Below are 19,303 nucleotides of genomic sequence, written 5' to 3'. Positions count from 1 at the left end.
TTGAAAGAGAAAATTCTGTATTTTGCAAATGTTCCTACGGATTTACAGCTTGGAAAATATCTCGAAGATCATGGATTTGAGATTTATGGAATAATCGACGTTCCTGATTTACTCAAAAAATCCTTTAAAGAGCAAAAAATCGTCACATATCAAAAAACATGGTATTTTCGTGATCATATGAAAGATTCACTCACAAAAAAAATTGATGAAGAATATTTAATTGATTTTGAAAAAAAACATGGTATTGATCTATGGAAATTAGTATACACAGATAGGAATCTATATTTTTTCAATGATTATCATATTTTTAATCACAATGAAATTTTAAGAATTGTAGAACAAACGGCAAGATTCTTTGAATTAATTCTTGAAGAAATTAACCCTTCCTATGTTTGGATTCATGTTCCTGATTATTTTCACATAGAACTTTTGTATGAACTTTGTAAATCTAAAGGAATTAAAATTTTAACATTAAGCAGTGCAAGATTTCCTAAACGGTATATTATATCTGAAACTACAGATCAGATTGATGATAAAGAATCAATTTTTTCAGTTGCAAATGAATTTAATTTAAAATCTTTTGAAGAATTAAAGACACTCATAACAAATTCTTACAAATCTATTGCACCTGAGGAACTTGGAATAATGCTTTCTTATAAAACAAAAATTAAAGGATTTTTACATTATTTTTTTTATGTTCTAAATGATGATTATGGAAAATTTTATTTTAATTTTGGTAGAACACGTTTTAAAATTTTTTATAATGAGATTTCAAAAATTTCAAAAAGATTTTTCAGAAGATTATATATTGACAGAAATCTCGAAAAAGAAATTGATCTTAAAAAACAATTCGTTTTATTCCCACTACATGTAGTCCCAGAACGTTCTACATTATCAGCAGCACCTTATTTTTCTAATCAAATAGAGACAATCAGGCATATTGCTAAATCCTTACCGATAAATTACAAATTATATGTTAAGGAGCATCCTATCCAAATAGTGAATGGGTGGAGAAAAATTTCTTTCTACAAAGAAATTTCAAAAATGCCAAATGTTGAATTGTTACATCCTAGTTTTTCAAACGAAGATTTGTTATCTAATTGTTCTTTAGTTGCAGCTATTACCGGAACAACCGCATTTATGGCAGCATTTTATCAAAAACCTTCATTAGTTTTTGGCAATGTATTATTTTCAGATCTGCCCTCAGTATATCAAGTAAAAACATTAGAGGATTTACCTTTAATTATAAAATCTGCTTTAGCAGACAAGGTTAAAATTTATGATTTAAACGAGTTTGTTAATGCTGTTTTTGAAAATTCGTTTGAACTTGATTTCTATGGTATAATGGCGCCAATGATGAAACAATTTTTCTATGATGGGTTTACTACTGATGTTTACATCCCAAATGACAATTTGAAGAAATATCTTGATAGTAAAAAGGATCTGATTGATATTTGGGGTTCTGAATTGATAAAAAAGATTGAAGAACATAAAAAATGTGATTTGAAATGAACAAGAATTTAATAAAAAAATGCATGAAATTGAAATTAATCACCACCGATGTAGATGGAGTCTTAACTGATGGTGGAAGATATTATGGAAACAATGGAGAATCTATGAAAAAATTTCATACTAGAGATGGCATGGGTGTAAACATTCTGTTACGGAATAATATAAAGACTGGAATAATAACGAAAGAGAAATCTAAAATAGTTTCAAAATGGGCAGATGAGATGAATGTCTCATTATTATTTATGGGACAAAAACATAAAGAACAAACATTGCTAGAAATCTGTAAAAAATACAACTATCAAAATTCTGAAATTTCATACATTGGTGATGATGTTAATGATATTAAATTAATGAAACTAGTTGGTTTTTCAGCAGCGCCCAATGATGCAATTGATGAAGTCAAAAATAATGCAGATTATGTTTGCTCTCATAACGGTGGTGATGGATCATTTAGAGAAATTGTAGATTTAATTTTAAAAATCAAATTTGGCAAAAATGTAAAGTGGTATGATTAAATCCAAATTTTTACTTGTTCAGGGTAGGACTCTTCCACAAACTGACTCTTTTTTACAACGATTTCCAGACAATTGGGAATTAGAATTTCCAATTATGCAAAAACTAGGATTTTCTGGCATAGAATGGATTTATGATGCTTTTTCTGAAAATAACAATCCAATCATAAATCAATCCGGAATTAAAAAAATGAAACTATTTTCAAAAAAATATCACATTAAATTAGAAAATATAGTGTTTGACTGGTTTTTAAAATACCCACTGATTAGTAAACATAATGATCATGTTGTTGAAAAGCTAATTTTTCTAATCGAGCAGAGTAAAATTACTGGTTTTAAACGAATAATATTCCCTCTCCTTGAGGATAATAGTATCAATTCCCCTTCAAAACTCAGGATTTTTAAAAAAATCTTTAAAGAAAAAATCTGTGAGGCGCTAATTGAAAACAATATTGAAATGCATTTTGAAACTGATCTTAATTCAAAGTTAGAATTTAAACTTCTTAAATTTTTAGATAATGAAAAATTAAAAATTTGTTTTGATATGGGCAACAGTGCAAGTTTTGGGTATGATCCTAGAAAACATTTACGCGAAATTTCAAATTATTTAGGTTCTGTTCATGTTAAAGATAGAAAATTTCAAGATAGATCTTTCTCATTGGGAAAAGGGGATGTAAATTTTCATGAAGTGTTTCAATCTTTAGATTTGTTAGATTTTAATGGTCCCATATCATTTCAAGTATATAGAAATAAAAATTCTGATAATTTTAGAGTATTACAAAATAGTCTTAACTTTATTAATAATATGATTATGACTGTAAATAATGGTTCAAAGTAAAAAAATTAAAAATTTAATATCTTTAAAAAATAAAACATCTGTTATTACTGGCGGCTCTGGTCATTTAGGTGCATCTATATCTGAAGCTCTTGGAGAAATGGGGTCTAATCTTGTTTTGATTGGACAACGTGAAAATGAAGGTATAAAATTTGCAAAAAAATTAGTAAAAGAATACAAAATAAAAGTAAAATTTGAAAAAGTAGATCTGAATTCACAAAATTCAATTGATACTTTTTTTAAACATTATGATGGGAATATTGATGTTTTAATCAATAATGGGTTTACTTGGCCAAAAACTGTACAATTTGAAAAAACTAGTTGGGATGAATTTCAAGATACATTAACATCTGGCGTTACGTCTCCATTTTATTTTACAAAATTAGCTATCAAAAAAATGAGAACTCTTGATAGTGGAAGTATTATCAATATTGGTTCTATGTATGGAATGGTTTCACCGAATTTTAAAATATATCGTAATAAACCAAATATGGGAAATGCAGTTGCTTACAATGCTTCAAAAGCTGCAATGATCCAAATGACAAAATATTTTGCAGTTTCTTGTTCAAAATGGAATATTAGAGTAAATTGTATTAGTCCTGGACCCTTCCCACGACCTGGTACTTTTGTTGGAAAAAAATGGTTTGAAAAAGAATTGAAATCCATGACTCCTTTAAATCGTACTGGCCAACCTTGGGAACTTAAGGGAGGAATACTGCTATTGGCTACTGAATTAGGATCTTACATCACTGGTCAAAATATTGTAATTGATGGAGGGTGGACTATCTGGTAATTTTTATTTTGACACAAATTTTATAACACAAGACTAATTGATTTCTAATATTGGTTTTCATTGTTGCTGAAATTGGAATTAATCATAATGGTGATATCGATATTGCCAAAAAATTAATTGATGTAGCCAAAAATGCAGGATGCGATGCTGTAAAATTTCAAAAAAGAACTATTGAAAAAGTATATTCTAAAGAGACTTTGGATTCTGTAAGAGAAAGTCCATGGGGTACTACCACTAGAGAACAAAAGTTAGGATTAGAATTCTCTATGGCAGAATTTAAAATTATTGATGACTATTGTAAAAAGAAAAAAATCGACTGGTATCTATCTTGTTGGGATGTTGATAGTCAAATTCAGATGAGAAAATTTAAAACAAAATTTAACAAGGTAGCTTCTGCCATGCTAATTCATCAAAAACTTTTAGAAGTAATTGCAGAAGAAGGCAAACATACCTTTATTTCAACTGGAATGAGTACTATGAAAGATATTGAAAAAGCTGTTAAAATTTTTAAAAAATTTAATTGTCCTTTTGAACTAATGCATTCACACAGTGCATATCCTATGCCTATTGAAGAAGCAAATCTTAGGATGATTCAGACTTTACAAAATGAATTTAAATGCAATGTTGGATATAGCGGTCATGAAACTGCAGGATACTTAGTTTGCCATACGGCAGTTGCTTTGGGTGCTACATCAATTGAACGACATATTACTTTAGATAGATCAATGTATGGTTCTGATCAATCCGCATCATTAGAACCTAAAGGATTAGAACAGATGATTCGTGGGATTAGACAAATTGATAAAATATTAGGTGATGGCAAGAAACGAATCTGGGATTCTGAGCTACCTGCACAGAAAAAATTAAGGGATATTCTAGCATAAAAATGAAAAATAATATTGTCAAGTCAATTATTTCTAGTTCTAAAACAATAAGTGATCTCTCCAAGTTAACTTCAATTATTGAAAAATCTGTAAATGCTATAGTTAATTGTATTCAGAATGGTAACAAAATTATTTTATTTGGAAATGGTGGTAGTGCAGCAGATGCACAACATATAGCAGCTGAATTAATTGGAAGATTTCTTAAAGAAAGAAAAAGCTATCCTGCAATTGCATTAACAACTGATTCATCAATATTGACCGCCTTGGGAAATGATTATTCATTTGATGTTATTTTTAGCAGGCAATGTGAAAGTTTAGTTTCTCCTGGAGATGTAGTGATTGGAATCTCAACAAGTGGAAATTCTAAAAATATAAAAAAAGGATTAATTACTGCAAAAAAAAATGGTGCAATTACAATAGGACTGCTTGGAAATAAAGGTGGAACAATAAAGAATTTGGTAGATATTCCAATTATTGTAGCATCATCTTCAACTCCTAGAATACAAGAGGGACATCGAGTTATCTATCATATTATATGTGAAAATGTAGAAAAGATAGTAGGTAAATAATAATTATGAATACAATTACTATAACTGGTTCACAAGGGCTAATTGGTTCAGAACTTTGTAAATTCCTAAAAAAAAATAATAAAATAATTGAGGTGGATTTACAATTAGGTCATGACCTTACTGATGAATTATTTGTAAAAAATTGGTTTAAGAAAAATAAATCAAATTATCTTGTAAATTGCTTTGCCTTAAATGATCATGTCGATAATGAGAGAAAAAAAAATACCTTGTTTAACTCTACATTGGAATCCTTTTCACAATATATGGATGTAAATCTAACTTCACTATTTTCTGTATGTCGGGAATTTGCACGAAATAACAAAAATGGTGGAATTGTAAATTTCTCTGGAGTTTATGGAACTCTTTCACCTAGACCCGATCTTTATGATGGTTCACACAAGGATGTAGGTTATTGTGTATCAAAAGCTGGTGTGGCAAGTTTGACGCAATATTTGGCAATCCATCTTGCTCCAAATATTCGAGCAAATTATATAATTCCTGGAGGTGTTTTATTTAATCAAAAGAAAAAATTTGTTTCTGCTCTTTCAAAGCATATACCAATGAAACGTATGATGAAAAAAACTGAACTCAATGGATTAATTGAATACCTATGTAGTGAAAAATCTTCATATGTTACGGGAAGTGGATTCACCATCGATGGTGGTTATTCATTTTGGTGACTAATGCGGTTTTTATTCCAATAAGAAACAGTTCTATTAGACTTCCTAACAAATCGCTAAAGATCGTAAAAAATAATTTACGTTCGATTGATATTGTGATAGAAAGAGCAAAAAAAACAAATTTTTTTGTTATATTGACTACTAGTACTGATCCTTCAGATGATGTATTTGTAGATATAGCTAAAGAACACTCTATTGCTATTTTTCGAGGCTCTTTAAAAAATAAAATTAAACGTTGGCATGATTGTTTCAAAACATTTGAAATTCAAAATGCTTTGATTGTAGATGGAGATGATCTATGTTTTGATTATGATATTGGAATAAGATCTATTGACCAATTAACATCGTCTTCATTAGAATTAATCACATATACAAAAAATATAGTCCCTGGTTTTTTCACATATGCTATGACATTTAATGCTGTGGAAAAATTATACACTATTGCAAATTCTGATTCAATTGACACGGATGTTATTGATAAATTTATTGAAAAAGCAAATTTAAAATCTGATTTTGTGATATTAAAACCTCATGAACAAAACAAGAATATTCGATTGACTTTAGATTATGTAGAAGATTTAGAATTTTTTAGAAAACTATATGAACATCTTGATATTTTAGATGATGGTGAAACAATTGTGAAATTTTTAGAAAAAAATGAAAATATTGTTAAGATTAATTTATTTAGGCACGCAGATTTTTTAGAAAATAAAATTAAATTTAATGAAAAAATACAATGAACGAAAATAAGGGCTGGAGATTCACTGGTAATGAAAGGAAGTATATCGATGAAGTTCTCGACAGTGGTTTTGGTGCATCTGAATCAGGTTCTATGAATGAAAGATTGGAGAAAAAATTTGCTAAAATTCATGATGTGAAATATGCAATTACTGCAAATTCAGGTACTTCAACATTACATATGGCATTAAATGCATTTGGAGTTGGTCCTGGAGATGAAGTCATTATTCCTGGACTAAGTGTTGCAATGTGTGGTTATGCAGTGTGGCAATGTGGGGCAACTCCTGTATTTGCCGATTCTCTGTCTGACACTTTTTTGATTGATCCTGATGATATAGAAAAAAAAATCACTAAAAAAACTAAAGCCTTGATGCCTGTTCATATGTTTGGAGGAATGTGTGACATGAAATCTATAATGGAAATAGCCCAAAAAAATTCATTATATGTTTTAGAAGATTCTGCTCAATGTTTTTTTGCAACTGATGAAAAAGGTCAAAAATCTGGTACTATTGGAGATGTTGGAAGTTGGAGCTTTGAGAACTCTAAACATCTCTCAACTGGTGATGGAGGTATTGTTGTTACAAATAATGAAGAAATTGCCACTAAGATGAGACAATTTGGTGGAGTAGGGTACAAAAATACTAATGCTGAATCAGGTAAAGTAAGAATTTCACGTGATAAATTCCAGGATCCTGACTGGAAACGATTCAATATGATGGCATATAATTATAGAATGCCTGAATTGTGTGCGGCCGTAGGTCTTGCACAATGTGAGAGATTAGAAGAATTTGTAAATCTTCGAGTCAAAATGGCAGATGATTATTTAGAAATATTAAAAGAAAATAATGATTTTCTTGTACCTGCACACATTCAAAATGAATACAAAAATTCCTACTATACATTTCCGGCACGTTTTATTGGCAAAACTAAAGGAATTAGTTGGCAAGATTTTAGAAAAAAATACATTGAATTTGGTGGTGATGGGATTTATGCTGCATTACAAGTATTGTATAATGAACCTGCTTTTTATGAAAATAAAATAGGATATGGAAAAGCTCCCATAGCTGAAAAACTTCAAAAAGAACTGATGCTTTTTACAACTAATCAAAAAGATGGTGATGAAAGAAAAATACAACAAAATGCTTTGATTAAAACGTTGAAATATTTTAAAGAAAAATAATATGTTTTATCATTATATTCTAAAAAATCATAATATTTTAAATTTAATTAACTATTAATCTTTTTTAATAGCATCAAAATAAGTAAACTGTTGACTGAACAAAAAAATTTTAATTTTGAGGATTTACATGGAAATAGAATTAATTTAATTAATCTAAAAAAAATAACAAAATCTATTTTACCTGATATGCATGTGTGGTCTACAAATCCTAAATTTTTTAATTATTTGGAATTTCCTGCATCTAAAAATATTGAGGACACTAAACAACAACTCGACAAAATGATATCTAGAATGAATAAGGGGGAACATTATTGGTGCATACAATTAAAAGATCAAGAGAAAATTATTGGAACTATTAGAATTACTGATATTGATGTTAGGAAAAAAATATGTTGCCTTGGATATGGTCTTAATCCTGAATTTCAAGGTAAAGGATATGGCTTTGAATCTGTGAAACTTGCGATGGATTTTTTGTTTAAAAGTTTAAAAATACATAAATTGACAGGATATGCAAATCCATTAAATTTTCCATCAATTATGTTGGCAGAAAAAATGGGGTATGAAAGAGAAGGATTACTACGAGATCATTATTTAGATTATAAAGGTGACAGAACTGATGCTATTGTTTTTGGACTATTACGAGAAGAGTATCTTCAATTAAAAGATTAATTATTTTCTAATTTTGATTTAACAAAATCAATTGATTTAACAGGAGAAGGATCAATTTCATCTAAAACAGCTTTGTATATTGTAGCGTAATCCAGAAGATAGATCAAATTTATGATTTTTGATAGAATGCTACCGCTGATCGAAGTTACTTCTTTACACTCTATGTTGTTTGTTTTAAAAAATTCTTTTAGTACACCCCATACTTCTTTAGTTTTGATATAATCATCTTGACCTTTTATCAGAATAGGTTGAACATTTGATTTTTTTTCCCATGCCACAATTCCATTATGACACACTTCAATTACATCTTCTGCAAAAGTATGCATTTTGGCATTTTCATTAAGTGAATTCTTAAATCTTATACTGGCTGATTGTAAACCTGAAGGATAATAAATTATGGGAAATTCGGTAATCCATTCAGCTAAATTAAGTGCTGAGTTACTATTAGTCAAGTTTGATGAATTGATCTCTTCATTAAGATTTTCTAACTCTGATATTGATTCCAAGATCTCTTCTTGTTTAATTCCAAGGGTAGAATGTAACAACTTCAATATTGTATACAAATAACTTGTAAATGATGCTCGAGGTGAATGATATTGAGAGACAATTCTATGTTGAATCTTGTTTTTTATACAAAAGTCTAACATTTTACCGCCTGATGAAAAAGCAATAATTTTACAATTCAATTTTAGAGTCTGCTCTAAAATTGATAAAGTCTCTACACTGTCTCCTGAGACACTTGTCACCACCACCAAAGTATCTGAATCAACTGTTTTGGGTAAAACATATCCCTTTACAACATTTACATGAATTTTTGATTTTGATAAAATGGATGCAAAGACATCACCTATTGTACCCGATCCTCCCATTCCTGCAAATACTATATGATTAATGACATCAAAATTAACCGAATCTTGATCTGATTCAAATGATTCCCTTGCAATTTGAGGCCATCTATCATATACTGCAAACATTTTCTGAGTATCCACCTTTTCTAATGTAACTAGATCAAGCAATCTAAAAACCAGTAAAATAACTAGTAATAAAATGTCTACTTTATTCTAGTAATTCTTTGATTTTATCTAATTCAAATTTAGGAGAATATCCTAACTCTTTTTCTGCAAGAGATATGTCTGCTTGGCTATTCCTAATATCACCTTTTAATGCAGTAACATGTTGTATCTCTAATCTCTTTCCAGAAATTGAAACCATTAACTCTGCAAGCTCCTGTATCGTAACAATTTTCCCACTTGCAATATTATATGTTCCAGATTTCCCATGTAATATCGCATTGTGGATTGAATAAATTACATCATCTATTGCAACAAAGTCTCTTATCTGCATGCCATCGCCAAATATTTCCAGTGGCTCATTTTGTTTAATTTTTTTCATGAATTTTGTTATGACTCCAGCATATTCAGGTGATTGCCCAATACCATAAATGTTAAAAAATCTTAATATGATGCAATCAATATCGTGTTTTGATTCAAAGTCTCTTATTTCTTGTTCCATTCTTACTTTACTTTCTCCATAAGGAGAAATTGGATTTGTCTCTGACCCTTCATTTAATTTAACATTAGATGATCCTTCTCCATATACAGCTGCTGACGATGCTGCAATTAATTTTTTGACATTATTTTTTTCACAAGCAACAAGAACATTTCTAGTTCCATCCACATTAACCTGAAGTGTCTCTGTAGGATTTTTTATTGATTCTGATACTGAAATTTTTGCAGCTAGATGAATTACGATATTCTGGTCTTTTATAGCATTTTGAATATCTAGAGATTTTCTAATGTCTCCCTCTATTACTTTAACACCAAGTTCAACAAGATAAGAAATAGAATCTTTTGTAGAATTGGAAAAATTATCAAAAATTGTTACAATATGACCCTTTTCAAAAAGATATCTTACAAGATATTTTCCAATAAAACCTGCTCCCCCTGTAATCAGAATTCTCATAATGTTGTGCTATAAAATAGGACTATATTTTGTGATTGTTTTACTCCTATTGATTTTTAAAAAGCCTAATTTTCAGGCTATTTATGGATAAAGTTGCAATTGATTCATCGCTGAGAACTGTTGAATGGAAAGATAACAAAGTGATAATGATTGAGCAAACCAAATTACCAAATGAACTAATTTTTGTAGAATATGATGATTTTAACCAAGTTGCAAATGCTATCAAAACTTTGATAGTTAGAGGTGCACCTGCAATTGGAGTCTCTGGAGCATTTGGATTGGGATTAGCTGCTTTACAAAGTAAGGCAACAACAAAAGAAGAATTACTTTCAGATCTAGAAGATGCAAGAAAAATTCTTTTCGCAACTAGACCTACTGCAGTAAATCTGGGTTGGGGATTAGAAAAGATCATGAATGTTGCAAAAACTGGAGAAACAGTAGAAGAAATTAGAGAAATAGTAATTTCTACTGCTAAAAAAATGGCAGAAGAAGATATTGAGATTAACAAAGCCATGGGTAAAAATGGTTCTGTTCTTTTTGATGATAATGATACTATAATGACTCATTGCAATGCAGGTGCATTGGCAACTGTTGCATATGGAACTGCATTGGGTGTAATTAGAGCTACAAGAGAGAGCGGAAAAAATGTCAAAGTCATAGCAACTGAGACTAGACCAATTCAACAAGGTTCACGATTAACAGCATTTGAGTTGAAACATGATGGATTTGATGTTAGTTTGGTTCCTGATACAGCAGTCGGTTATTCAATGGCAAATGGTCTAGTAAACAAGGTTGTAGTTGGTGCTGATAGAATTGTAAAGACTGGTCATGTCTTTAACAAAATTGGAACTTATCAGGTAGCAACAATGGCTAAACAACACGGAATTCCATTTTATGTAGCCGCACCATTATCTACAATTGATCTCATAACAAAGGCTGAAGATGTAATAATTGAGATGAGAAATGGATCTGAAGTTACAGGCATTGGTGATAGAAAAACTGCTCCTGATGATATTGGAGTAATCAATCCTGCATTTGATATGACTCCTCCTGAACTAATTTCAGGAATAATCACTGAAAAAGGTGTGGCTAAAGCCCCATATGAGGAATCAATCCCAAAATTATTTGAAGCTAATAATTAGAAAGTTTTTATTGATTTTCAAACTGCCGTATACAATATGAGTACAGTTTCTCCACAAGCAATTGAGGATTCTTTAAAACAATGCATGGATCCAGAAGTTCCATTAAACATTGTAGAAATGGGATTAATTTATGGAATTGATGTTACTGAAAATAATGATGTTAATATCAAAATGACAATGACCACACAAGGTTGTCCTTTACATGAGACTCTAGTTGAGGATGCAACAAGATTTGCTAAAAAAGTTCCTGGAGTAAATAATGTAAAAATTGACATTGTATGGGAACCTGCATGGTCAATGGATAAAATGACTGAAGAAGGAAAAATGAAGATCAAAAATATGGGTGCTGCAATGAATACACCTGCCCCAATTAACTATGAAACTGCATTACCTCAAGGAGTTGGAAAACTAGTCCAACAAGATGATGGTTCAATGGTACTAGCTAATGAACATGAACAAGGATTTATGGTCAATCAAGCAATTGTTGACTTTTGGAAGTCTTGTAATGGTCAACGTAAAGTTACAGAACTAGTTGAAGTATTTGCTCAACAAACTGGATTGCAAAGAAAACAAGTTGAGAAAGAAGTTATGCAATTATTACAGCAACTACGTGATGGTGGATTAATTGCAATTGCAGGTCAGCAAGACACTCCAAATGTTGAATTTAAAAAATAATCTTAAAAAATATAGTTTGAATTTGCGCCATCAAAGTTTATTGTAACTCCTGAAAGATATTTTATATTATTTTCAATTATTGATTTTACAAAGTTTCCGATCTCATCTGGCTCTCCTAATCTTTTCATAGGTAATGTTTTCTCAAATTCTTGAATATTTTCTATTAACTTCTGAGTTCTATCTGTGTTAATTGGACCTGGTGCAATGTTCACACAACTAATATTTTTTTGAGCGTATTCTTTACTTAATACTTTGAATACTTCCGAAAAGGCTGCACGATATGCTGATGAAATTATTAATTTTGCATTTGGTTCTTTTATTACACTAGAACTAATTAAAAAGATGTATCCTCCATCGTTAATTTTAATATTTTGCAAGATAGTAACAAATCCTAAAAATAGTTGATTGTGATATAGATTCCAATCCTCTTCTGTGATTACATTAAATGGTATTGGAGCAGGACCTCCTGTGTTTAGAACTAGAATATCTGTTTGAGTATTTTTTTCTAAGAATTCTTTTACACTATCTAAATTTGATGTATCAATGTCTTTTTTTGATGTTGCAAAGACATCAATATCTATTGATTTTAGTGCATCTGAAATTGCTTTCCCTATTCCACGTGAGCCTCCAAGAACAATTGCTCTAGTCATACTATTCTCTAAAATTTTGATAATTAAATTTCTTTAGCACCTTTTCTTAAATCACGCTTGGAATGTCATATTAAAACAATTAGTATGATTAATTCTATGAATTTCTACGAATAGCTCTTAAACAATTTCTCATTTCTCAAATTAATGACGAATCTACTTTACGCCTCAGTTCTCACTGCCGTGATTACAATGTCTGTTTTGATACCTAATGCCTTTGCACAGTCTGATTTTAATAGAATTGACGGTGATGAAATAAAAAATAGTTCTATCTCACAAGACATACTTGCAAAAATAGAATTCTCAAAACAACAGTTTCTAAAAGCAAAAGAGATTGAAAAAACCCGTAATGCTCACCAAAAGTTCATTGATGAGCAACGAATTATTGCTGAAAAATCTTTAGAAGAAGAAATTCAAAGAATGAATCAAAGTTACAAAGCATTCACGCCAAAGAATGCTTTTGCAAGCTATGTTTCAAAGCTAAATGCTACAGATCATGGGATATTTTGGGATCAATTTGATTATCTTCAAGCAAAAATCACTCTAGCAAAAGATGCAAGAGACTCTGTTCTCAAACGAGGTGGAACATTTTCTGAAGCCATGAAACAATATGTTCAGTATGCAAAGATGCCTAAAGTTGAAATGCAAAATATCGTTCGCGATCTCAATGTAAAGCATAATCTTGCAGATGCTAAAATTCAGTCATATTTTGACATTAACGGAAAATTGCCAAGATATGATAATGATTTGGAATCACCATGTTATGGATGTGATGAGAAAATATCCAAAGTGCAGATTAGCTCTGAACAATCAGTTCCAATAAAGAGAGTTGTTTTAGAACAAAAACCTACAAAAATTAATGATCTAAGAGATTCTTTATCAGAACTTCAAAGTAAATTTTTGGAATCAAGGGATGTTATAACACAAAAGAAAATGGTTTTTGAGATGAATAATCTAATTAAGAATATTCAGGAACTCAAATAATCCAACATTTTTTTATTTTTTTTACTAAAATTGTGATTTAATTAGAATATTTTTACTATTTAGATTTCTTTAATTTCTGTTATAGTTCCTAATACTGAATCCATCTTAATGATTGCCTTTTTTTCATCCCATCCTAGTGCAACATACCAATCACCTGCATCGTCATGATACTTTGTCTCAAGTGTTTTGATATCATCAGGTTTTGCATCATATTTTTTGGCAACACCTGAAATTGCAAGTGCAATTGCATCCTTTTCTTTTTCTAGGCGTCTTTTCATTAATCCTATTCCTGGACTCATGTTTTTCTCACATTGTTTTATCTAATATAGTTAATTCATGAAATTACCCACAGCATTGAATTTTTCTAATTGATATCTTTACAATATTTCAAATAGCTCTATGATATTGTAGAAACAAAATGAAACTAATTACAAGACTAGTAAATTCTACATTTGCACAATCAAGTACACTTGTTTCACTAGTTTCAATTTTAGCAGTTATTGGTCCAATTGTAATTGTTTCAGCAGGATTTTGGGATGCTATTTCCCATCTTCAAAAAGAACCAGAATTTTTCTGGAGTCCCTCTCACATTGTAGTATACTTTGGAGTTTCAATGACTAGTTGTGCTGCAATTATGGGAAGCATGTTGATCATTAGAAAATCAATACATGGTTCTCTAAAAACTGGAATTAAACTAGTCATTGCAGGTTCTATTTTACAAATCATTTCAGGTTTTGGGGATTCTTTGTCTCATGATGTATTTGGTATTGATGGATTAATTTCATGGTCTCATCAACCATTGGAATTAGGACTAGTACTTGCATCACTTGGAGCCGTTTTGATATTAAAGAATAGAGAACATACTAAACTCAAAATATTTCTACCCTTCTCCATTGTAGCCTTTTTGTTTTTTACCACTTGGTTAATTTTTAATCTAGTATTGTTTTTTGGACATACTATACAATGTATCCAAATCTATGAGATATTTTCTTCTGGTTGCTCTATTTTATAATTTTTTATTTTTATATATGACATAGTCATCATTACTAAAGCACCAACAAGAACCATTATTCCTGATGGAAGCATTTTTTGAGAGTTTGTATTTCCAAATTCTGTTTGTATGTCAATTTGATTTTTGGCAATATTTGTAATCTTTAATGTATATTCTCCATTTTCATTAAAATCAAAATACCCTACTGATAATTTTGTTTTTACCATTTGCTCTGCAATTACATTCTCTTTGGTATCTAATATTTGAACAAAAATCTCCTCTCCTGAAAATTCAGGCATGAATAATTTGTAATATCCAATATCTATTCCAAAAAATTCTGTTTTTACTTCAAAAGAATTTGATTGTTTTAGTATAATTGAATCATATTTTTTTTCAGTTTCATCAAAAATAAATGCCGTCCACACTATTCCAACTATTACTAATACTAGTCCCAGTTTGAATGGAGATATCTTCATTTCACCATGTTGAGAAATAATTTACTTTATAAGATAATCTAAAGGGCTCGGAGGGCTTCGATCCCTCGACCTAGCGGTTCGAAGCCGCTCGCACTATCCAGACTGTGCAACGAGTCCAAACAAGTAAGATTTTAACGGGTCTAAATATCTGTCTAGATACTTTGAAGGTATCAAAAAAAGTAGTTGGAGTTGAATATGCAATTAGAGATATTGTTCTAGCCGCTAGAAAAGTTGAACAAAAAGGAATGAAAGTTGATTATCTCAACATTGGTGACCCAGTACAATTTGGATTTCAGCCTCCTGATAATGTAAAACAAGCTTTGATTGATGCAATTAACAACGGAAATAATTTTTACTCTTCATCTGAAGGTCTTTTAGAATTAAGACAAGAAATTGCCAAAAAAGAAAACGCTAAAGGACTTTCAATTAATGCTGATGATGTTCTAATCACAAATGGAGTTTCTGAAGGACTTGATATGGTGATATCTTCAATTGTTGAAGAAGGTGATGAGGTATTACTACCTGGACCTTACTATCCACCATATGCTTCCTATGTTAGATTACACGGTGGAGTTCCTGTAGAGTTTGCAGTAGACTTGAATAATTCTATACCGATTATTGATGACATTAAATCCAAAATTACATCAAAGACTGTGGCTATCTGTTTGATTAGTCCTAATAATCCAACTGGAGTTGTATTCAATGAAAAAGCACTCAAAGATCTTGTAGATCTTGCAAATCAGCATAATCTCTACATAATTTGTGATGAGATTTATGATCAAATAGTATTTGATGAAAAATTTGTAGGAATTGGAAAAGTTGCTGGTGATTCACCTGTAATTGTTCTAAATGGATTCTCCAAAGTCCATCTAATGTCTGGATGGAGAATTGGATATATTGCATTTAACCAATCTCCACAACTTGTCGAGTTACGAGAACATTTACCAAAACTAGCAAGAGTAAGAATTGCAACCAGCCTTCCTGTTCAGTATGCCGCTTTGGAATCTTTACGAGGGCCTCAAGAATACATTGGTAAGTTTGTTTCAGAAATGAAAAAACATCGAGACTTGGTTGTAAAACGACTAAATGAAATACCTGGTTTGTCATGTTCTAATCCCAAAGGTGCATTTTATGCATTCCCAAAAATTGAAGATAACAAATTTGGAACTGATAAGGAGTTTGTAACTAAACTGCTAGAACAAAAAGGCGTACTTACTGTTCATGGTTCTGGATTTGGTGAACAATATGGAAGTGGACATTTTAGATTAGTGTATTTACCAAATCTTGAAGTGTTAAATTCTGCAATGAACAAAATTGAAGAGTTTGTTAGTAATTCCAAACAGTAAACTTTTCAGGAACAATTTCTATGATACAATCAGTATCATCTAGTAATTTCTTTGCTGATTTGTTCTCTAAATCTTTAAAATATCTTGATAGAATTTTTTTTGCAATGTTTTTGACTTTTGTTTTTTCTAAAATAAGATTAGCGTTTCCTTGTACTAGTACTCCGTAAATGTTTGGTGCATTTACTCCGACATCTACACAACATGAGACTCTATGGTTTTTCTTAACATTTTGTGCCTTTTGTGTTTTAGTATTTGTCCCAATGTAGAATTTTTTTCCACTATATCTATACCAGACAGGCGCAATATGGGGAGTTTTATTTTTACCAATTGTTGCTAATCGTAATATCTTTTGATCTTTAAGAAATTCATCTCTTTTCTTCATGTTTTCTAAACCCTAACGCTATCATAAAAATCCCAAAGCATAGCATTGCAACTGACACTTTTTCATTTGTAAATTCTGCATTAAATAAAAAATCTTCAACAAAATCTATTCCCCATATGAGTAATTGCTGTATGAGAACTATTCCTCCCATAACACAGAAAAGCAAACCAATTGCAGTAAACCAATTTTTACCACGTCTATAATATTCGTGACTCATGATAAATGAGACTTAGATAATTTTGATACCTGGATTCTTTATCTTGTTTCTAATCATTGCATTAAGTAGTAATGGTGTAGACATTTCTGCAAGATATGATAACTCGATTGGTCCCAAGTAAATTGCTCTTAATCCTTTGATTTCATCAATCAAACCATTAACCACTGCAACTGATTCTTTATCATCTCCACAAACAAAGATATCATAATCTAATTCCAGTGTTGGATTGATTAACTTTTTTTCAGAAATTACATGAAATGCAGATACAAGTTTTGATTTATCTTTCATATGTTCTAAAACTAGTTTGTATGAAAATGGTTTGTTGTCTTTAATTGAGACACACTCAAATCCAACATCAGTCTTTGTCATTGGAACAATAGGTGATACAACCACACAACTATCTTTTACTTGTGATAATATTCCTGAACATACTGTATCAATATTTTCATACGGAATTGATAAAATTAAAACATCGCTTTCTTTTGCAACTGAAACATTATCGTTTCCACTAATTGTTCCTTTAATTTCTCCAAATGCTTCTTTTGCAAGATTAGTATATTCTAGAGCTGATTCAGATGCTCTTGCAGCATCTCTTGAACCAATTATGACATCATTGTTTTGAGACCATCTTAGAGCAAAACCTTTGCCCATTCCACCGGTTCCACCAATAATTCCAACTTTCATGATGATCTATCTGACAATGTTATTATTATCTCTATTTGAAAATCGATCAATTTGGGACAGATTATCTTCCTTAGACATGGGCAGGCAACAAATAACACTGAGAGAATACTAGCTGGAAGAACAGAAGGCGTCCCATTAACTGATACTGGAATTCAACAAGCAGAACATACTGCTGAATTATTAGAACACATGAATGTCTCAGCAATTTATTCCAGTCCTATACAAAGAGCAAAACATACTGCAGAAATTGTTGGTAAACATAATTCAATTGATGTAACAATTGATGAGCGATTAATTGAACTTGACATGGGAAAATTTACTGGAATGCCATATGATGAGATTTTTACCAGTCATGGTAATGTTTTTATGAAATTTTATAATGGAGAATTAGAAATTGCTCATAATGGAGTAGAGACTTTTGATCAAGTCAAAAAACGAGTTTTAGGAATTGTAGATCATGTAATTGAAAAGCACCCTGATGAAAATGTAGTTCTTGTAACTCATATGGATCCAATCAAAGCAATGCTTTCAACTATTGTAGATTTATCACCTACCAATCTTTTTGAATTAATCATTGCAAATGCTTCTCTTAACATCTTTAGAGAAAAAGAACAAAAATTCTCACTATCTGGACTTAACGTAATGCATCCATCTCGATTCGATCAGGGTTGGTAGATAATAATCTTGAAAACCCTTAAATAGAAATTATTGACCACGTCATTCAATCGCTATGAAGAAATTCGTTGGGTTATTCTTAGTATTGGCAGTTTTGATGGTAGTGCCAGCTATAGACTTAGCATTTGCTGCAGGTGATGAACCAGGAGAGTATCTTGACCGTAGAGTGGTTATTTGGAATTTATTTTATAGATTAATGACAGTTGGATTTACTGTAGGTGCAGTTGTATCTGGAACAATCATTTGGCAATGCTGGAGATTCAGAGAATCTCATCCAAACGCAAAACCAACCCCATATGAGGGCACGGACTGGTAATAATGGGCGGACACTCTAATTGGCCAGAATGGATTTACGTAGGTGTTGTAGTGGCATTGATGTGTTGGGTTGGAGCAGAAGCTTGGGAAGCAGAAAGATTAGTAGAGCATGTTCCTGAAGATGCTAAAATAATTATTGTAACAGGACAACAATGGTTCTGGACTTTTGAACATGAGGATGGTACCAAAGAAATTGGAGAACTACATGTTGAAGTTGGTAAAGCTTACAAATTTGAAATTCATTCTAAAGATGTAAACCATTCTTTTAACATTCACGATTATGTTGTTTTGATGGATGCAATTCCTGGTAGAGTAAACACTGTATGGTTTGCTCCAACTGAAGCAGGAACTCATGATATTCAATGTAGAGAATATTGCGGATTAATTCACTATAACATGCGTGGAACTTTAATTGTGGAGGATCCAAAGGCTTGA

At 30.9% G+C, this 19,303-nt stretch carries 26 protein-coding genes and 1 tRNA gene; 18 read left to right on the top strand and 9 right to left on the bottom strand.

Features of this window, described 5'->3' with window-relative positions; all coding sequences use genetic code 11:
* The 10 genes from ACW9W4_RS01950 to ACW9W4_RS01905 all read left to right on the top strand — a co-directional run bounded on the left by ACW9W4_RS01950 (nucleotide 1) and on the right by ACW9W4_RS01905 (nucleotide 8,372).
* Nucleotides 1–1,512 carry a capsular polysaccharide export protein, LipB/KpsS family gene (locus tag ACW9W4_RS01950; RefSeq protein ID WP_457760846.1) on the top strand — a complete coding sequence of 504 codons (1,512 nt, stop codon included), beginning with the start codon at nucleotides 1–3 and terminating at the stop codon, nucleotides 1,510–1,512.
* Nucleotides 1,509–2,027 carry a KdsC family phosphatase gene (locus tag ACW9W4_RS01945; RefSeq protein ID WP_457760845.1) on the top strand — a complete coding sequence of 173 codons (519 nt, stop codon included), beginning with the start codon at nucleotides 1,509–1,511 and terminating at the stop codon, nucleotides 2,025–2,027. Before ACW9W4_RS01950 ends, ACW9W4_RS01945 begins: the two co-directional genes overlap by 4 nt.
* Nucleotides 2,020–2,862, top strand: a complete 843-nt coding sequence (locus tag ACW9W4_RS01940; RefSeq protein WP_457760844.1) for a sugar phosphate isomerase/epimerase family protein — start codon at nucleotides 2,020–2,022, stop codon at nucleotides 2,860–2,862. The genes ACW9W4_RS01945 and ACW9W4_RS01940 overlap by 8 nt, the downstream gene beginning before the upstream one ends.
* Nucleotides 2,849–3,652 (top strand): SDR family NAD(P)-dependent oxidoreductase, encoded by an 804-nt coding sequence (locus tag ACW9W4_RS01935; protein ID WP_457760843.1) that lies wholly within the window; start codon nucleotides 2,849–2,851, stop codon nucleotides 3,650–3,652. Before ACW9W4_RS01940 ends, ACW9W4_RS01935 begins: the two co-directional genes overlap by 14 nt.
* A gap of 50 nt (nucleotides 3,653–3,702) precedes the next feature.
* Nucleotides 3,703–4,536, top strand: a complete 834-nt coding sequence (locus ACW9W4_RS01930; protein ID WP_457760842.1) for an N-acetylneuraminate synthase family protein — start codon at nucleotides 3,703–3,705, stop codon at nucleotides 4,534–4,536.
* 2 nt (nucleotides 4,537–4,538) lie between these two features.
* Nucleotides 4,539–5,105 (top strand): D-sedoheptulose 7-phosphate isomerase, encoded by a 567-nt coding sequence (locus ACW9W4_RS01925; RefSeq protein WP_457760841.1) that lies wholly within the window; start codon nucleotides 4,539–4,541, stop codon nucleotides 5,103–5,105.
* A gap of 5 nt (nucleotides 5,106–5,110) precedes the next feature.
* On the top strand, nucleotides 5,111–5,785 hold the full coding sequence (locus ACW9W4_RS01920) for an SDR family oxidoreductase (RefSeq protein WP_457760840.1): 675 nt from the start codon (nucleotides 5,111–5,113) through the stop codon (nucleotides 5,783–5,785).
* The gene (locus tag ACW9W4_RS01915) at nucleotides 5,782–6,525 is read left to right on the top strand and encodes a cytidylyltransferase domain-containing protein (protein WP_457760839.1); all 744 of its coding nucleotides are present in this window, start codon (nucleotides 5,782–5,784) and stop codon (nucleotides 6,523–6,525) included. The genes ACW9W4_RS01920 and ACW9W4_RS01915 overlap by 4 nt, the downstream gene beginning before the upstream one ends.
* A complete protein-coding gene (locus ACW9W4_RS01910) occupies nucleotides 6,522–7,703 on the top strand; it encodes a DegT/DnrJ/EryC1/StrS family aminotransferase (protein WP_457760838.1) in 1,182 nt (393 codons plus the stop codon). Before ACW9W4_RS01915 ends, ACW9W4_RS01910 begins: the two co-directional genes overlap by 4 nt.
* A 90-nt stretch (nucleotides 7,704–7,793) precedes the next feature.
* Nucleotides 7,794–8,372 carry a GNAT family N-acetyltransferase gene (locus tag ACW9W4_RS01905; RefSeq protein WP_457760837.1) on the top strand — a complete coding sequence of 193 codons (579 nt, stop codon included), beginning with the start codon at nucleotides 7,794–7,796 and terminating at the stop codon, nucleotides 8,370–8,372.
* Here ACW9W4_RS01905 and ACW9W4_RS01900 read toward each other — a convergent pair.
* Both ACW9W4_RS01900 and ACW9W4_RS01895 read right to left on the bottom strand, forming a co-directional pair.
* Nucleotides 8,369–9,388, bottom strand: a complete 1,020-nt coding sequence (locus tag ACW9W4_RS01900; protein WP_457760836.1) for an SIS domain-containing protein — start codon at nucleotides 9,386–9,388, stop codon at nucleotides 8,369–8,371. The two genes, ACW9W4_RS01905 and ACW9W4_RS01900, sit on opposite strands and share 4 nt — an antisense overlap.
* A gap of 40 nt (nucleotides 9,389–9,428) precedes the next feature.
* The gene (locus ACW9W4_RS01895) at nucleotides 9,429–10,334 is read right to left on the bottom strand and encodes an NAD-dependent epimerase/dehydratase family protein (RefSeq protein ID WP_457760835.1); all 906 of its coding nucleotides are present in this window, start codon (nucleotides 10,332–10,334) and stop codon (nucleotides 9,429–9,431) included.
* 83 nt (nucleotides 10,335–10,417) lie between these two features.
* Here ACW9W4_RS01895 and mtnA point away from each other — a divergent pair, with 83 nt between their 5' ends.
* Both mtnA and ACW9W4_RS01885 read left to right on the top strand, forming a co-directional pair.
* Nucleotides 10,418–11,476 (top strand): S-methyl-5-thioribose-1-phosphate isomerase, encoded by a 1,059-nt coding sequence (mtnA, locus tag ACW9W4_RS01890; protein WP_457760834.1) that lies wholly within the window; start codon nucleotides 10,418–10,420, stop codon nucleotides 11,474–11,476.
* Between the two features lie 36 nt (nucleotides 11,477–11,512).
* Nucleotides 11,513–12,151, top strand: coding sequence for a PqqD family peptide modification chaperone (locus ACW9W4_RS01885; RefSeq protein WP_457760833.1), 639 nt, complete (start codon nucleotides 11,513–11,515; stop codon nucleotides 12,149–12,151).
* A 2-nt stretch (nucleotides 12,152–12,153) separates the two neighbouring features.
* Here the strand turns inward: ACW9W4_RS01885 and ACW9W4_RS01880 are convergent, their stop codons facing one another.
* Entirely contained in the window at nucleotides 12,154–12,801 is a 648-nt protein-coding gene (locus ACW9W4_RS01880; RefSeq protein ID WP_457760832.1) for an SDR family oxidoreductase, read from the bottom strand.
* A gap of 144 nt (nucleotides 12,802–12,945) precedes the next feature.
* Here ACW9W4_RS01880 and ACW9W4_RS01875 point away from each other — a divergent pair, with 144 nt between their 5' ends.
* Entirely contained in the window at nucleotides 12,946–13,782 is an 837-nt protein-coding gene (locus ACW9W4_RS01875; protein WP_457760831.1) for a hypothetical protein, read from the top strand.
* Nucleotides 13,783–13,841: 59 nt separating this feature from the next.
* Here ACW9W4_RS01875 and ACW9W4_RS01870 read toward each other — a convergent pair whose 3' ends face one another.
* Nucleotides 13,842–14,081, bottom strand: coding sequence for a hypothetical protein (locus ACW9W4_RS01870; protein ID WP_457760830.1), 240 nt, complete (start codon nucleotides 14,079–14,081; stop codon nucleotides 13,842–13,844).
* Nucleotides 14,082–14,200: 119 nt separating this feature from the next.
* Here ACW9W4_RS01870 and ACW9W4_RS01865 point away from each other — a divergent pair, with 119 nt between their 5' ends.
* Nucleotides 14,201–14,794: a hypothetical protein gene (locus ACW9W4_RS01865; protein ID WP_457760829.1), complete on the top strand. Its 594-nt coding sequence runs from the start codon at nucleotides 14,201–14,203 to the stop codon at nucleotides 14,792–14,794.
* Here ACW9W4_RS01865 and ACW9W4_RS01860 read toward each other — a convergent pair.
* Entirely contained in the window at nucleotides 14,758–15,249 is a 492-nt protein-coding gene (locus ACW9W4_RS01860) for a hypothetical protein (protein WP_457760828.1), read from the bottom strand. The two genes, ACW9W4_RS01865 and ACW9W4_RS01860, sit on opposite strands and share 37 nt — an antisense overlap.
* Before the next feature lie 42 nt (nucleotides 15,250–15,291).
* A tRNA-Arg gene (locus ACW9W4_RS01855) sits at nucleotides 15,292–15,366 on the bottom strand.
* 44 nt (nucleotides 15,367–15,410) lie between these two features.
* Between ACW9W4_RS01855 and ACW9W4_RS01850 the strand changes: the two genes are divergently transcribed.
* A complete protein-coding gene (locus ACW9W4_RS01850; RefSeq protein WP_457760827.1) occupies nucleotides 15,411–16,595 on the top strand; it encodes an aminotransferase class I/II-fold pyridoxal phosphate-dependent enzyme in 1,185 nt (394 codons plus the stop codon).
* Here ACW9W4_RS01850 and ACW9W4_RS01845 read toward each other — a convergent pair.
* The 3 genes from ACW9W4_RS01845 to npdG are packed head-to-tail and all read right to left on the bottom strand — an operon-like array spanning nucleotide 16,576 to nucleotide 17,878.
* Nucleotides 16,576–16,977, bottom strand: coding sequence for a pyridoxamine 5'-phosphate oxidase family protein (locus tag ACW9W4_RS01845; protein WP_457760826.1), 402 nt, complete (start codon nucleotides 16,975–16,977; stop codon nucleotides 16,576–16,578). The two genes, ACW9W4_RS01850 and ACW9W4_RS01845, sit on opposite strands and share 20 nt — an antisense overlap.
* Nucleotides 16,961–17,194: a hypothetical protein gene (locus ACW9W4_RS01840; RefSeq protein WP_179362895.1), complete on the bottom strand. Its 234-nt coding sequence runs from the start codon at nucleotides 17,192–17,194 to the stop codon at nucleotides 16,961–16,963. Before ACW9W4_RS01840 ends, ACW9W4_RS01845 begins: the two co-directional genes overlap by 17 nt.
* Before the next feature lie 12 nt (nucleotides 17,195–17,206).
* On the bottom strand, nucleotides 17,207–17,878 hold the full coding sequence (gene npdG / locus ACW9W4_RS01835) for an NADPH-dependent F420 reductase (protein WP_457760825.1): 672 nt from the start codon (nucleotides 17,876–17,878) through the stop codon (nucleotides 17,207–17,209).
* Nucleotides 17,879–17,929: 51 nt separating this feature from the next.
* Between npdG and ACW9W4_RS01830 the strand changes: the two genes are divergently transcribed.
* From ACW9W4_RS01830 to ACW9W4_RS01820, 3 genes are read left to right on the top strand one after another with little or no spacing between them, the layout of a single operon-like run.
* Entirely contained in the window at nucleotides 17,930–18,553 is a 624-nt protein-coding gene (locus tag ACW9W4_RS01830; RefSeq protein ID WP_457760824.1) for a histidine phosphatase family protein, read from the top strand.
* 55 nt (nucleotides 18,554–18,608) lie between these two features.
* Nucleotides 18,609–18,869 (top strand): heme transporter CcmC, encoded by a 261-nt coding sequence (locus tag ACW9W4_RS01825; protein WP_457760823.1) that lies wholly within the window; start codon nucleotides 18,609–18,611, stop codon nucleotides 18,867–18,869.
* A gap of 2 nt (nucleotides 18,870–18,871) precedes the next feature.
* Entirely contained in the window at nucleotides 18,872–19,303 is a 432-nt protein-coding gene (locus tag ACW9W4_RS01820) for a cupredoxin domain-containing protein (protein ID WP_457760822.1), read from the top strand.

The organism is Candidatus Nitrosopumilus sp. bin_7KS (genome assembly GCF_054095835.1).
Note: the sequence above shows the minus strand (reverse complement) of the source record. Positions and strands in the feature narration are given on the sequence as shown.